Below are 14,044 nucleotides of genomic sequence, written 5' to 3' on the forward strand. Positions count from 1 at the left end.
TTTCCGGCCGCGCGCGGTGACGGCGTCAGTTCCCGATGAGCGCCTGGTAGACGAGATCGCGCATCAGGTAGCGGTAGCGCAGCCGGGCGGCCGGCGACTGCATCATGAACACGACGTACATCCGCTCGGCCGGATCGTGCCAGAAATACGTGCCGTAGGCGCCGCCCCAGTAGTAGTCGTGCGGCGAGCCGGGCAGCGGATTGCGGCCCTGCACGGTGCGAATGGCAAAGCCCAGGCCGAAGCCCTGCCCCATGCGGGCGCTGGGCTCCAGCGCCTCGAAGCGTGCCATGTCGGCGCCCATCTTCACGTCGGGCGGCAGCGCGTCGGCCGTCATCAGGTCGATGGTCTTGCGCGAGATCAGCCGCACGCCGTCGAGCTGGCCGCCGTTGGCGAACATCTGCAGGAAGCGGGCATAGTCGGCGGCCGTCGAGACCATGCCGCCGCCGCCCGACCGCCAGGTGAACTTCTCGGTGACGTCGGGGATCGCCGGCACCTCGTTCTTCGGCCCTTCCTTCATCGGATGGGCGCCGCGCGCCTTCTTGTCGGTTGCGGCCTCGAAGCCGGTGTCGCCCATCTTCAGCGGCTTGGTGATGCGCTCTTCGACGAACTTGTCGAGCGGCATTCCCGACGCGACTTCGACGACGCGGCCCAGCACGTCGGTCGACATCGAATATTCCCAGGTCGTGCCCGGCTGGTAGAGCAGCGCCAGCTTGGCCAGCCGGTCGGCCATCTCGGCGTTGGTGCGGCCGCGGTCGGCGACCTTCATGTCGAGATAGGACTGCTTCACCTGGTTGGTGCCGGCGCGGCCGTAGGTGAGGCCGGACGTGTGGCGCATCAGGTCCTGGACCGTCATCGGCCGGACCTGCGGCTCCAGCACGATCTCGACGGTGCCGTCGTCCTTCTTTTTCTCGACCGCGACCTTGGTGTCGGCAAAGGCCGGGATGTAGCGCGACACCGGGTCGGCCAGCGTGAGCTTGCCCTCCTCGACCAGGATCATGGCCGCGACGCTCACGATCGGCTTGGTCATCGAGGCGATCCGGAAGATCGTGTCGTTGGTCATCGGCACCTTGGCGTCCTTGTCGCGCCAGCCGACCGATTCGAACAGGGCCAGCTTGCCGTTGCGGGCGATCAGCACCACCGCCCCCGGCAGCTCGTTGTTCTTGACCCCTTCTTCGAGACGGTCGGTCAGCCGCTTGAGGCGGGTCGAGACGAAGCCCACCTCCTCCGGCGACTGGGCCCGGGGAATGCCCTGGGCCATCGCCGCGGATGCGGTCGACGCGACGAGAGCCGCCATGGCGGCCAGACGAACCAGCGAGATCATGTTTCCTCCCGAACCGCCTGCATCAAAGCAAATGCCCGGCGCAGTGGCGAGCCTGTCGGCGAAGACCCCCGTTGCGCCACGCACATGCCGCACGACGCATGAGCGAGCCCGGAGGCTCGCGGTCCAGGAGACTCATGACTCTTCCGGACCGCGAGCCTCCGGCTCGCTCTTGTCTTCGTGCCCCCTCACGCGACGACCCGTTCGACCCGCCACACCGACCCTCCCCCACTGGAGATTTGTCTCTTCGCTGGGAGCGCGCCACTCCATCCAGTGGCGCTCATTGTCGGCGTTGCAAGAGCGCATGAGCGGCGCTGGAGTGCCGCGCCCCCAGCCATGACCTTCTTGCTGCCGGGGGCGCGCCACTCCAGTGGCGCGTCTATGGGAGCGCCCGCCCCCCGGCAAGACCATCACGCGACGACGCGTTCGACCAGCCACACGGCGCCCATCACGGCGACGACGGCGGACAGGGCCTGCGGCAGGCGGGCCAGCCGGCCGGGACGCGAGGCCCAGGCGAGAGGCGGCAGGACGACGGCGACGAAGGCGAGCTGTCCCAGCTCGACGCCGATGTTGAAGCCCAGCAGCGCCTGCACCATCGCCGCGCGCGACAGGTCGAGGTCGGTCAGCGCCGAGGCAAAGCCCAGCCCGTGGACCAGGCCGAACAGCGCGGCGACCAGCCAGCGGCGGCCGACAGTCTGCGGCGCGAAGAGGTTCTCCAGCGCCACCCAGACGATCGAGGCGGCGATCAGCGGCTCGACGATGGCCGACGGCACCTCGACCAGCCCCAGCGCCGCCAGGCTGAGCGTGACGCTGTGCGCCAGGGTGAAGGCGGTGACGATCTTCACCGTCTGCCAGACCGAGCGCACCACCGCGAGCAGCGCCAGCAGGAACAGCAGATGGTCGATGCCGCCCACGATGTGCTCGACGCCCAGGGCGACGAAGCCCGGGAAGCCGGAGGGCGCAGCGTCGGCCCCCGCGAGATCCACCGTGGCCCGCCGGCGATCCTCGACGAAGACGAATTCGTGCGACGGCCGGCCCGCGACGCGCAGGCTGAGGACGGTCTGGAAATGCGCACCCAGCACTTCCGGCCAGTCGTCGACGATCACCAGCGGACCGCTGGCCTTCGGGCACGACAGGGCCATGTCGAGCACCACCTTGCCGTCGCCGGTCCCCGCGCCGCGCACCGCTATGGGCCCCGGCGCGCAGGCCTCGCCGCCGATCGAGAAGCGGGCATAGGCGCGCAGGAAGCCCGCCACCGTCCCGGTGGCCTGCCGATCGCCGCCGGCGGCCCGCCACAGGATCTCGCCGCCCAGCGGATCGACCTCGGACGTCACCACGGTCAGCCGGTAGGCCAGCCGGCCGCCCTCGACGTCGAGCGTGGCCAGACCGGTGCTGGAGACGTGGGACCAGGCGGCTCCGACCGGAACGAGGCCGGCGAGCAACAGGAACCCCAGGCCCCAGGCGATCATCCGGCTCACCCGACATCTCCTGCCGCAAACAAGGACACGCGCCCGGCCCGGCGCGGGCGGGGCATGGGGGTCATGATAGCAGGGTGCCCGCGACGCCGGCGCGTAAGCATTTTTTCTCGAATCATCCTACACATTGCTTTCATCGCCCTTCCCCGCCCCCTAGAATCCCCGACCGTTCCTGGGGCTCGTCCATGCATCGCTTTCCGCTCATGTTGTTCCCGCTGCTGCTTGCGCTTTCCGCGCCCATCGCTACGGCGCAACAGCCGCTCACCGTGGTTTCCGCCGTGTCGGCCGATCCCGGTCACCTCAATCCCGCCATCACGACCGGCTCGCCGACGCACGCCGTGGCGGATTCCCTGTTCAACGGGCTGCTCGCGCTCGACGAGAAGGGCGATCCGCGGCCCGACCTCGCGGTTCGATGGTCCCTGTCGGAAGACGGGCAGAGGGCGCGCTTCGAGCTCAGCAAGGACGCGAAGTGGCATGACGGCCGGCCGGTCACCGCCGACGACGTCAAGTTCACGTTCGAAGAAGTCCTCGTCCGGCATCACGCCCGCACGCGCGCCAGCCTCGGCCCGGTCCTCGAAGGGATCGACGTGATCGACCCGGCGACCGTCGAATTTCGCCTCAAGCGGCCCTACCCGGCCCTGCTGCAGCAGCTCGACGTGACCGAGGCGCCGATCCTGCCGCGCCACGTCTATGGCACCGGCGAGATCGAGCGGAATGCCGCGAACCTCCGGCCGGTGGGCTCCGGTCCGTTCCGCTTCGAGAGCTACGCCAAGGACGATCGCGTCGTCCTCGCGCGCAACACGGCCTACTTCAAGCCCGGCCTGCCGCACATCGATCGCCTCGTCTTCCGCGTGATCCCCGACACCGCCACCCAGGCGCAGGCCCTGGCGGCGGGCGAGGTCGACTTCGTGGGCCGCGTCGCGCCATCGGAGATCGCCCGCCTGCAGCGCTCGGGAAAGGCCACGCTCACGGACGTGAAGTTCGGGCCGGGCGGCGGCAACTGCATCATGACACTGGGCTTCAACCTCGACCGGCCGGCCCTGCAAGTCCGCGAGGTCCGCGAAGCCTTCGCCGCGGCGATCGACCGGCGCCCGTTCGTCGAGCGCATCCTGCTCGACCATGGCCGCGTCGCCGATGCGCCGATCTCGAGCGGCATTGCCTGGGCGCATGCCGCCGGTCTGTTCCCGGCATCGCTCTACGACCCCGGCCGCGCCAAGGCGCTGCTCGACGGTGCCGGCCTCCGGCCCGACGCCGAGGGCGTGCGACTGACGGTCGAGCTGGTGCAGTTCGCGACCTTCGGCCGCTACGCCGACCTGCTGCGCGACCAGCTGGGCGCCGTCGGCATCCGCGTGCGGCCCCGTCTGCTCGATCCGGCGGCGATGGTCGATGCCGTGTTCAAGCAGCGCAACTTCGACCTCACCCTCGTCTCCTACTGCAACGGCGCCGACCCCGAGATCGGCGTGCGGCGCATGTACGTGTCGAGCAACATCGGCAACATCCCGTTCTCGAACGCCGCTGCCTATCGCGACAAGGAGGTCGACGCGCTGTTCGCCGCGGCCGGCGGCACGGCCGATCGCGAGCGCCGCGCCGAGGCCTATCGCGCCATACAGCGCATCGTCGTGCGCGACCTGCCCTACCTCTGGCTGGTCGAGACCGACTTCACGGCGGCGTGGGCATCCGGTCTCGCCGGCTTTGCCCCGTGGAGCGGGCAATTCGCCGAGCGGGCGAAGCGACCCTAGGAGCGGCATGACCCGCTACGTTCTGCGGCGCCTCCTGCAGGTGCCGCTCGGGCTGCTGATCGTGGGATCCCTGGCCTTCGTGCTGATCCACCTGGCGCCGGGCGGGCCCGTGACGGCCTTGAGCGGCGAGTACGCGACCGCCGAGTTGCGCCAGGAGATCGAGGCCCGCTACGGTCTCGACCGGCCGCTGGACGAGCGCTACCTCGTCTGGCTCCGGGCGGCGTCCAGCGGCGACCTGGGGCGCTCGTATCTCTACAAGGCGCCGGTGACGACGATCATCGTGGAGCGCCTGCCCGCGACCCTGGCCCTGGTTCTGCCGGCCGCCCTCCTGTCGGTGCTGCTGGGCGCCGCGATAGGCCTCTGGTCGACGCCGCCTCCCGGACATCGACGGCGCTTCCTCGGTCCTCTCCTGGTGCTGCTCGGGCACCTGCTGCCGACCTTCTGGGTGGCGCAGGGCCTGGTGCTGCTTTTCGCGCTCACCCTGGGATGGCTGCCGGTGCAGGGGCTCGATGATCCGAGAGCATCGACGCCCGCGCTCGTCGACCGGGTGCGCCACCTCGTCCTTCCCGTGACCGCGCTCACCCTCCATCAGCTCGCCATGACGGCCCTGATCCTGCGAGCGGCCCTCGGGCGCGAGGTCGGTCGCCCCTACATGACGACGGCCCAGGCCAAGGGGCTCGACTTCGCGCAGGCCCGGCGCCGGCACGCGCTGGTCAATGCTCTGCAACCGGTGCTCGCCGTGCTGGGCGGGCGCATCGGTTCCATGTTCGTCGGCGCCGTCGCCATCGAGACGGTCTTCGCCCTTCCGGGCCTGGGCCGCCTGATCGTGTCGGCCGCCGTGAATCGAGATCATCCGCTGGTACTCGGCATCGCCCTGTCGGTATGTGCCGTCGCCATGCTCGGCAACCTGGTGACCGACCTCGTCATGAACCGGATCGACCCGCGCATGGCGATCCACCGGGCCGACCCCCATGCGGCCTGACGACCAGGCCCTCGCTGGCGGGCGGCGTACCCGGCGGCTGGGGCTCGGCCTGCTGGCGCCGCCGCTGCTGCTCGCGCTGGCGGCCCCGTTGCTTGGCAAGGGTTCCGTCGGCCCCATGCTGGCGCCGCCGAGCCTCGGACATCCGATGGGCACCGACGATCTCGGACAGGACATGCTCTTCCTGCTGGCCCAGGGAGCCGAGGTGTCGTTCGTCATCGGCGGGCTGGCGACGGCCATCGCGCTCGCGATCGGGACGGTTCTCGGCCTCTCTGCCGCCTTCGCGGGCCGCCTGGCGGACGACATCGTGATGCGCGCCGCCGAGCTCACTGTCACGGTGCCCCCGCTCCTGCTCGCCATCGTCATGGCGGGGCTCGTGGGCAGCGGAACGCTCCTGACGGCGGCGGCACTCGGGTTCGGCGCCTGGCCCATCGTGGGAAGGGTGGCGCGTGCCGCCGCCCTCGGCCTGCGCGGCCAACCCCATCTCCTCGCCGCACGCGCGCTCGGTCTCTCGCGACGGCAAATCGCCGTGGACCATGTGCTGCCCGCGATCCTCCCGGTCGTCCTCGCCCTCTCGGGCGTGCTCTTCAGCGGCGCCGTCCTGGCCGAGGCTACGCTGTCCTTCGTCGGCCTCGCCGACACCAGCGTCCCGGGCTGGGGCCATCTCATGGCGCACGCCGGTCCCTACCTGCGCGATGCCTGGTGGCTGTGGCTTTTCCCCGGCCTGTTGCTGGTCATGGTGACCGGCGGTGTCGCCCTGCTGGCCGACCTCCGATGACCGTCGGGAAGCGCACGAGCGGCGTCGAGCCGCCGTGGCTCCTTGGCGCGGCCGGTCATGTCGATGCCGGGGAAGCGAGAGGAGCCCGGCCGGTTGCAACCGGGCTCCCCGGATTCAGGTCACGGCGAGCGGCGTGCCGTTCGACCCCGTGGCGCCCTTGATCGGAGCGGGCCCGAAGATATAGGCGAACTGATACTTGCGGTCCGCGATCAGCCCCGTGAAATCGAGGTTCTCGTGGTTGTAGATCCCGTTCTTGCAGATCAGTTCGCCGTGCACCGCGAAGGCGAGGTCCTTGTTCGGGTTGGGAACGACCTCGGTCGCCCACTGGTCGCCGCCCGTCACGGCAATCCCCTTGTCGATGCACCATTTCGCGACTTCGAGGCCGATGCCGGGCTCGCCACTGTTGAACTTGTCGTTGTTCTTCATCCAGAGCTTGCCCCAGCCGGTGTTGAAGAACACCGCATCGCCTTCCTTGATGTCGGCCTCCTGCATGTTCTGCTTCTGGAGGGCCGAGCGCAGGTCGGCGACGGTGATCTCCTGGCCCGCCTCCATCGGGGCGCCCTTGACCGCCTCGACGTCGAACAGGTGGCCGCGGGTGAAGAACGGCTTGCAGTGCTCCATGCCGAGCTTCTTCATGCCGTAGGCGCTGGCCATCTCGAGCTCGGTGATGCCGTTGTAGTACCGCATCTCGTTCATGTCGCCGTCCTTGCCCATCTGGATGCCGATGTGCGCGAGGCCGTCGAACTGGGTGCCGGTCTGGCCGATTTCGGTGGCCAGGTACTCGTCGTGATAGATGAGCTTGTTGGCGCCGAAGGGGCCGCCGGTCGGCGTGCCGGGAATGCGCAGGGTGAAGGCGCGCTCGCCGAACTTCGGCATGGCCGTCTCGTAGACCCTGCCCAGCCGGTAGACCTTGCCGTCCTTGATCAGCTTCACTGCGTCGAGGACCTTGGCCGGGGTCATGTAGTTCGACGCGCCGGCCTGGTCGTCCTTGCCCCACTTGGGATGGGGCCACCAGGGCTTGTCCGACAGGGCCGGCGCCTGCGCGACCTGCTGCGCGTGGGCAACGCCCGCCGCCAGCGCTCCCGCCGCTACGGCGCCGCCGACCAGGCCGGCCGTGAGGAAAGTGCGACGCTCCTCATCGACCTGCGATGACTTGAGCTCCTGCTTCTCGTCAAGGTAACGCGAGTCCATGGACGCTCCCTCCTTGCTTGTTTGTTGTTGACCCGGCCAGCCTCCTGTCGTCCCCTCGGGTCGTCAAGGTCGCCAGCAACGTTACGTTGTACCGGTCACAACTCTGACATCGACATTGCAATGAACCTGTTCGATCAGGACAAGTCCTCTGCGCGCATACCTGTGAGCTTGATCACGGGCTTCCTCGGCAGCGGCAAGACCACGCTTCTCAACCGGGTGCTGGGCGACCCGCGCATGGCGCGCAGCCTGGTGCTGGTCAACGAGTTCGGCGAGGTCGGACTGGATCACCTGTTCGTCGAATCCGTCAGCGGCGACATGATCCTGCTTCAGTCGGGATGCGTCTGCTGCACCATCCAGGGCGACCTCGACAGGACGCTGCGCGCCATCGCGCGACGACGGCAGAAGGACCAGACCCCGCCCTTCGACCGCGTACTGCTCGAGACGACGGGCCTCGCCGACCCGGCGCCCATCCTTCAGCTGCTGCTGAACCACCCGATGATCAGCCACGACTATCGCCTGGACGGCGTGGTGGCCACGGTCGATGCGCTGAACGGCGCCCGCCAGCTCGACGAGCACGAGGAAGCGGTGAAGCAGGCCGCCGTGGCCGATCGCCTGCTGGTGAGCAAGACCGACCTCGCCGACATCGATACCAGCGCCCGCCTGCAGGCACGGCTGGGCCGCCTCAATCCCGGGGCGCTGCTCTACGAGATCGTGCAGGGCGACATCGACCCGGCCCTCCTTTTCGATTCAGGACCGTTCGATCCGGCCGGCAAGAGCGAGCGGGTGCGGGACTGGCTGAACGCCGAAGCGCATGATCACCATCGTGGCCATGGCCATCACGAGGGCGGCGGGCACGGCGATCGCCCTACCGACCGCTCGCGACACGACGCCCATATCGGTTCGTTCTGCCTCACCTTCGACGAGCCGCTCGACTGGGATGGGTTCAATCGGTGGCTGATGGCGGTGCGGGCGTCGTGGGGCGACCGGCTGCTGCGCGTGAAGGGCATCCTGAACGTCGCCGGCGAGAGCCAGCCGCTGGTCATCCACGGCGTCCACCGCACCTTCCATCCGCCGACCCTGCTGGCGCGCTGGCCCGACGACGACCGCCGCTCCCGCCTCGTCTTCATCACCCGCGACCTCGACCGCGACTCGGTCGAGGCGAGCTGGCGCGAGATGCAGGGCTGACGGGACGAGCCATCCTGCCGAGGTCGTCGCCGCGCCGACGGATGCTTCTGGCATCCCATGAGCGGGCCTTGAGCGCGGGGCGCCGGTCCCTGTATGACCGGGCATGAAGATCTCCGCCCGCGACATCGACCATCTCACCCTGACCCCGAGCGATCCGGAAGCCGTCGCCGGCCGACTGGCCCAGCTCGGCTTCACGCTGACGCCGGAGGGCGTCGAGCCGCGCTGCGTCTGCTTCCAGCCCGATCGCGACGACATCCCCACCTATGTCGAGCTGCTGGGGGACGAACCGGCGCCGCCCGCCCTCGCCGTCAACGTGGCCGAGCTCGACGGCGAGCCGACCAGCCATGCGTGGGAAACCGACGAGGGCTTCACGATCGAGGCCAGCGTCGTGACCGGCGCCCTGGAAGGTCCCGTGCCCTGGCGGCCCGTGAAGCACGAGACGGCCGAGGCCTTCATGGAGCCGGAATGGATCGTCCATCCCAACGGCGCGCTGGGCCTGACGGCGGTCCATGTCGTGGCCGCCGAGCCGAAGGAGACGGCCGACGCGCTGAAGGCCGCCTGGGGTGCGACCGTCGAGGAGATCTTCGACGGCTGCCTGCTGGTCCGCACCGGCGCGGTCGAGCTGCTGGTCTGGTCGACGCTGGCCTGGCAGCTCGAATACAAGGCGATCGAGGTGATGGCGCCCGATGAGCTGCCGGCGATCGTCGGCATCACCGTCGCCGTCGAGCGCGCCCGGCCGCTGCAGGCCCTGCTGCGCGCCAACAACGTGCCGTTCGGCCTTGCCGAGGGCGACCGCGTGCTGGTCGCCGCCGAACAGGGTGCCGGGGTGATGATCGAGTTCCTGCCGCAGACGTGACGGTGACGGCAGTGCCGTCACCCGAATCGGCGGAATTCTCGGGTCTCTACGGTGCGAAAAAACTCGGTCGTGCGGACAAGGCGGTGTGCCCACGGTTGTCCGGATGAATGACTTGAGTTATAGTGGCGGTGCCCGCCCGCGCGGACCGCTCTATCGACCGTTGATCAGCTCTCGGCGCCGGAAAACGGCGAGCGGCCGAACTGCAGGGGCATCAGCGACGGGCTGTCGCCGCCGCCCTCGCGCCAGCGGCCGGGCGTGAGCCCCGTCACGCGCTTGAAGGCGCGGTTGAAGGCGGCTTCCGATTCGTAGCCGCTGTCGATGGCGATGCGGGCGATCGCATCGCGCCCGTTGCGCAGCCGGTCGGCGGCGAGCTGGATGCGCCAGCTCGTCAGGTAATCGATCGGCGGCTTCCCCAGCACGGCGTTGAAGCGCTCGCCCAGGACCGTGCGTGACGCTCCCGCCTCGCGCGCCAGGTCGTCGGTCGTCCAGCGTCGCGCCGGATCGGCCTGCAGGAGCTGCAGAGCCCGCCCGACCAGCGGATCGTTGAGCGCCGCCAGCAGGCCCCGGCTGCCCTCGGGCAGTCTCCCGGCGTAGCGGCGCAGCAACTCGATGAACAGGAGCTCCATCATGCGGCCGAGGATCACCTCGGCGCCGGGCGTCAGCGTGTCGACCTTGGCGACCAGCGAATCGATGGTGGCGGCGATGCCCGACCCCACCGCCTCGTCGTCGGCGCGGTCGACCAGCATCTCGGGCAACGAGTGGAACATCGGCGCGAACATCATCTCCGCCGATTCGATGAAGCCGCAGACGAAGCGCGTCTCGGTGCCGCCGCCGCCGTGGGTGAACGACCACACGCCCTCGCGGCTGTCCCGGTTGACGATGCTCGAGGCCGGGACCAGCTCGGCCTCGCCACGCCACAGCTTGTGCTCGGCGGCGAAGGGCAGCAGGACCAGGTCGCCGGCCTGCAGCTCGCGGCGGACCCCGCCCGCGATCTCGATCGTGCAGCCGCCCGTCGCGACATAGTGGAAGATGCTGACGTGGCGCAGGTGCGCCATCGGGATCGAGGAATCGTAGCGCTGGGGAGACAGGATCCCGAAGGGCTCGGTGAAGCTCGCCTTGAGGAAGATGGCCCCGGTCAGCCGCACCGCCCGCAGCATGTCGGCCAGCACGTCGCCCGGAGGCGGCCTATCGGCAAAGGACGGCGGTGTTCCGGTCATTGTCCATCCGTGTCTATCGAACGATACAGCCTCCCGCCAACTTGTGAAGGAGGACCTCGATGTCCGTTCAGCCCCTGCCCCGGTCCGCCGCCCCCGATTGGTCGGCCGATCTTGTGAAATTGGCCCCGCAGATCGCCCGGGAAGGCCGCGCCTGCGATGCCGAGAACCGCTATGTCGGCGCCAACATCGCGCTGCTGCGCGACCACGGCTTCCTCGGCCTCGCCGTCCCGGCGGAGCTGGGCGGCGGCGGCCTCAGCCGCATCGAGCTGGCCGCGATGCTGCGCGAGCTCGCCCGCCATTGCGGCGCCACCGCGCTGGTCCTGGCCATGCACACCCACACGGTCGCGGCGGCGGCCTGGCGCTGGCGGCACCAGAAGGCGCCGACCGACGGCTTGCTGAAGCGGGTGGCCGGCGAGCGCCTTCAGCTCCTGTCCTCCGGCGGCTCGGACTGGCTCCCGGGCTCCGGCACGGCCGAGAAGGCCGAGGGCGGCTACCGCGTCAGCGCCACCAAGGTCTTCGCCAGCGGCGCGCCCTCCGCCGATCTCTTCATGACCGGGGCCGTCGAGCAGACCGCCGAGGGGCCGACGGCGCTTCAGTTCGGCATCCCGATGACGGCACCCGGCCTCTCGATCGTCGAGACCTGGGACACGCTCGGCATGCGCGGCACGGCCTCGCACAGCGTCAGGCTCGAGAACGTGTTCGTGCCCGAGGCCGCCATCGCCGCGCGCCGGCCGGCCGGCGTCTGGCATCCCTCGTTCCATCTCATCTCGATGATCGCCTTCCCGCTGATCTACGCCGTCTACACCGGCGTCGCCGAGGCGGCGCGCGACATCGCGGTGGCCGCCGCCGCCAGGCGGCCCGACCCGGACACGATCGAGGCCGTCGGCCGGCTCGACACCGAGCTCATGGCGGCGCGGATGGCGCACGACACGATGGTGGAGCAGATGGAGCTGGCGCAGCCCGGCCCCGACACGACGAACCGGGTGTTCCAGTATCGCGCGCTGGTGGCGCGGAGCGCGCTCGGCACCGTCGAGCTCGCGATGGTGGCGGCCGGCGGTGGCGGCTACTTCGGCAGCCTCGGCCTCGAGAAGCTGTTCCGCGACATCCAGGGCGCCCGCTTCCATCCCCTGCAGGCCGGACCGCAGCAGCGCCTGGCCGGCCGGCTGGCGCTCGGCCTGCCGATCGACGGCTGACCCCGACCCGGCGCCGGCGCCGGCTAGAAGGCCGGCACCGGTGCCTGGGGCACGTCCTTCCAGAAGTCGGGGTCGTGGCCGAAGACGAGCCGCGCCCCGCCCTTCTCCAGCCTCTCCAGACGGTCGAGCGAAGCGAGCATCGCCTCGCGGTCGTACACGAACCGCGGCAGGCGCCGCTCGCGCAGCGTGCGGCAGAAGTAGCAGGCGTCGCCGGTCAGCACGATCTCGCCGCTTTCGGTGCGCACCTTGAGCGATTGGTGTCCCGGCGTGTGTCCGTAGGTCGGCAGGCAGACGACGCTGCCGTCGCCGAACAGGTCGTGCTCGCCGTCGAGCTGCTTCACCGGATGGCCGTGGTCGAAGTCGGCGCGGAAGAAGCCGACCTTGGCCGCGGTCTCGGGATCCTGCGCGGCCTGCCATTCGCGCCGCTGCACGACCATCGTGGCGTTGGGCACCAGCTCGTTGCCGCCGGCATGATCGAAGTGCAGGTGCGAGTTCACGATGTAGTCGACCCTGCCGGGATCGCGGTCGATCGCTTCGAGCCTCGACTTCACGTCGTCGGATGGGCCGTAGTTCTCGAAGCCGAAGATGCGCGCGACGCGCTCGCCCATGCGGCCGGCGGCATCGGTGCGGCATTGCGGATGCATGCCGGTGTCGTACAGCACGCGTCCCTTCGCATGCTCGATGAGGAACGACGGGATCGGCAGGGTCACCGACCCGTCCTCGCCCTCGATCATGTCCTTCAGGCGTCCGACCAGCCGGCCGCAGGTCATCGCGTAGAGCTTCGCAGCCATCGCTTCCTCGCTTCCACCGTCCGAGCCTAGCACATATGATTCCCGCCATGCGTCTTGCGATCGGCCTCGTCCTTCTCGCCGCGCTCGCGGTTCCGGCCGCGGCGCAAACCGCCACCGGCGCGCTGTCGATCGAGCCGGCGGCACCTGCGCCGCGCGTCACGCTCGACGTCGCCCTGCCGCCGCCGCCGGCCCATCGCCTGTCGGGCTTCGGCCCGCCCGGCCGCCTCGCCGCCGGACCCGACGGCTCGCTCTATGTGCTCACCTCGAGCTTCCAGCCCTCGCCCTACGGCATCCTGCCGGCGCGCAGCGCGCGCATCGAGGTCCTGGCCTACGGGCCCGACGGCAGGCAGAAGTACCGCACGACGCTGCCGGTCCAGGCGGGCGTCGGCCCCAACGGCTTCAACGCCGAATCGCTCGGCATCGTCGCCTATCCGTCCGGTCGCGCCGCGGTGTTTCTGTCGAGCTCGAACCAGGGAACGGCGCTGCCGCAGAACGAGCGCGCGGTGACCTCGATCTTTCGCCTGGACGGCGGCGGCGCGGTCGAGAGCGTCACGACGGTATCGCCGCCGACCGAGGTGGCCGGCGGCTACTTCCTCACCAAGTTCTACCTGCCGACTGCCGACGAGGGTCTGCTGGTGGCGGGCGGCTTCGGGCCCAACCCGTTCAACTGGTGGATCGGCAAGTACGACGCGAAGGGCCGCCTCGACTGGCAAGCCGGACCGGGTCCCGCTTACCCCGAGGACGTCTACGGCCTCGCGCTGCTGCCCGACGGCAGCGTGTCGGCCATCATCCAGGAAGTGACGCAGGTCATGAGTCAGAGCCGCTGGTACGTCGCCCGCTTCGGCCCCGGCGGCGCACCGCTCGGCCGCGCCTCCTTCCCGACCCTCGGCACGTCCTTCGCGCGCCTGCCCGGCTACTGGGTATCGGCCGTCAGCGCATTCCAGACCGCGGGCAATCCGGCGCTGGTGCGCCTCGGAGACCAGGGCCGGGAACTCGGCCGCGTGCCGTGGCCCTACGACCAGACGCGGCGCATGATCGCCGACGGTCGCGGCATCACGGCGATCGCCTGCGCGGCCGCCGGGCCGCTCTGCTTCGTCGTCCACGCCAGTACCGAGGGCAAGCAGCTGTGGCGCAGCCCGGCCGTCAGCGCGAGCGACATCGTGCGCACCGCCGACGGCCAGGTCGCGGCGGTCGTGTGGTCGGGCGACGGACTTTCTGCCCGCCTGGTGCGCTATGCCGCGCCCTGAGCGGGTTCACCGCAACCCGGTCGCTGGTCCGGCCGTTGACTTGCGACGTACCTGATCGAACCGGCGCCGCCAGGC

12 protein-coding genes are annotated in these 14,044 nt (G+C 70.0%); 7 read left to right on the forward strand and 5 right to left on the reverse strand.

Annotated elements, in window-relative coordinates; translation table 11 throughout:
- Positions 1-25 precede the first annotated feature (25 nt).
- Together ACO073_RS17365 and ACO073_RS17370 are read right to left on the reverse strand one after the other, a co-directional pair.
- Positions 26-1,321 carry a serine hydrolase domain-containing protein gene (locus tag ACO073_RS17365; protein WP_421998935.1) on the reverse strand — a complete coding sequence of 432 codons (1,296 nt, stop codon included), beginning with the start codon at positions 1,319-1,321 and terminating at the stop codon, positions 26-28.
- Positions 1,322-1,728: 407 nt separating this feature from the next.
- Complete coding sequence (locus ACO073_RS17370; RefSeq protein WP_422002164.1) at positions 1,729-2,787, reverse strand: HupE/UreJ family protein; 1,059 nt, start codon at positions 2,785-2,787, stop codon at positions 1,729-1,731.
- Positions 2,788-2,996: 209 nt separating this feature from the next.
- On the opposite strand from ACO073_RS17370, the gene ACO073_RS17375 reads away from it, so the two are divergent.
- Genes ACO073_RS17375 through ACO073_RS17385 form a run of 3 tightly spaced genes read left to right on the forward strand, consistent with a single transcriptional unit; the run spans position 2,997 to position 6,289 of the window.
- A complete protein-coding gene (locus ACO073_RS17375; RefSeq protein WP_421998936.1) occupies positions 2,997-4,532 on the forward strand; it encodes an ABC transporter substrate-binding protein in 1,536 nt (511 codons plus the stop codon).
- A 7-nt stretch (positions 4,533-4,539) separates the two neighbouring features.
- Complete coding sequence (locus ACO073_RS17380) at positions 4,540-5,514, forward strand: ABC transporter permease (protein WP_421998937.1); 975 nt, start codon at positions 4,540-4,542, stop codon at positions 5,512-5,514.
- Complete coding sequence (locus tag ACO073_RS17385) at positions 5,504-6,289, forward strand: ABC transporter permease (RefSeq protein WP_421998938.1); 786 nt, start codon at positions 5,504-5,506, stop codon at positions 6,287-6,289. Before ACO073_RS17380 ends, ACO073_RS17385 begins: the two co-directional genes overlap by 11 nt.
- 114 nt (positions 6,290-6,403) lie before the next feature.
- Here the strand turns inward: ACO073_RS17385 and ACO073_RS17390 are convergent, their stop codons facing one another.
- On the reverse strand, positions 6,404-7,480 hold the full coding sequence (locus ACO073_RS17390) for a cyclase family protein (RefSeq protein WP_421998939.1): 1,077 nt from the start codon (positions 7,478-7,480) through the stop codon (positions 6,404-6,406).
- A 162-nt stretch (positions 7,481-7,642) separates the two neighbouring features.
- Between ACO073_RS17390 and ACO073_RS17395 the strand changes: the two genes are divergently transcribed.
- Both ACO073_RS17395 and ACO073_RS17400 read left to right on the forward strand, forming a co-directional pair.
- Positions 7,643-8,665 carry a CobW family GTP-binding protein gene (locus ACO073_RS17395; protein WP_421998940.1) on the forward strand — a complete coding sequence of 341 codons (1,023 nt, stop codon included), beginning with the start codon at positions 7,643-7,645 and terminating at the stop codon, positions 8,663-8,665.
- Positions 8,666-8,768: 103 nt separating this feature from the next.
- Complete coding sequence (locus tag ACO073_RS17400; protein WP_421998941.1) at positions 8,769-9,521, forward strand: hypothetical protein; 753 nt, start codon at positions 8,769-8,771, stop codon at positions 9,519-9,521.
- 164 nt (positions 9,522-9,685) lie between these two features.
- Here the strand turns inward: ACO073_RS17400 and ACO073_RS17405 are convergent, their stop codons facing one another.
- Complete coding sequence (locus ACO073_RS17405; RefSeq protein ID WP_421998942.1) at positions 9,686-10,738, reverse strand: AraC family transcriptional regulator; 1,053 nt, start codon at positions 10,736-10,738, stop codon at positions 9,686-9,688.
- A gap of 113 nt (positions 10,739-10,851) precedes the next feature.
- Here ACO073_RS17405 and ACO073_RS17410 point away from each other — a divergent pair, with 113 nt between their 5' ends.
- Complete coding sequence (locus ACO073_RS17410) at positions 10,852-11,931, forward strand: acyl-CoA dehydrogenase family protein (protein WP_422002166.1); 1,080 nt, start codon at positions 10,852-10,854, stop codon at positions 11,929-11,931.
- Positions 11,932-11,954: 23 nt separating this feature from the next.
- Here the strand turns inward: ACO073_RS17410 and ACO073_RS17415 are convergent, their stop codons facing one another.
- Positions 11,955-12,722 (reverse strand): N-acyl homoserine lactonase family protein, encoded by a 768-nt coding sequence (locus ACO073_RS17415; protein WP_421998943.1) that lies wholly within the window; start codon positions 12,720-12,722, stop codon positions 11,955-11,957.
- 47 nt (positions 12,723-12,769) lie between these two features.
- On the opposite strand from ACO073_RS17415, the gene ACO073_RS17420 reads away from it, so the two are divergent.
- On the forward strand, positions 12,770-13,969 hold the full coding sequence (locus tag ACO073_RS17420) for a hypothetical protein (protein WP_421998944.1): 1,200 nt from the start codon (positions 12,770-12,772) through the stop codon (positions 13,967-13,969).
- Positions 13,970-14,044 lie beyond the last annotated feature (75 nt).

It is taken from the genome of Reyranella sp. (assembly GCF_965229815.1).
Taxonomy (GTDB): Bacteria; Pseudomonadota; Alphaproteobacteria; order Reyranellales; family Reyranellaceae; genus Reyranella.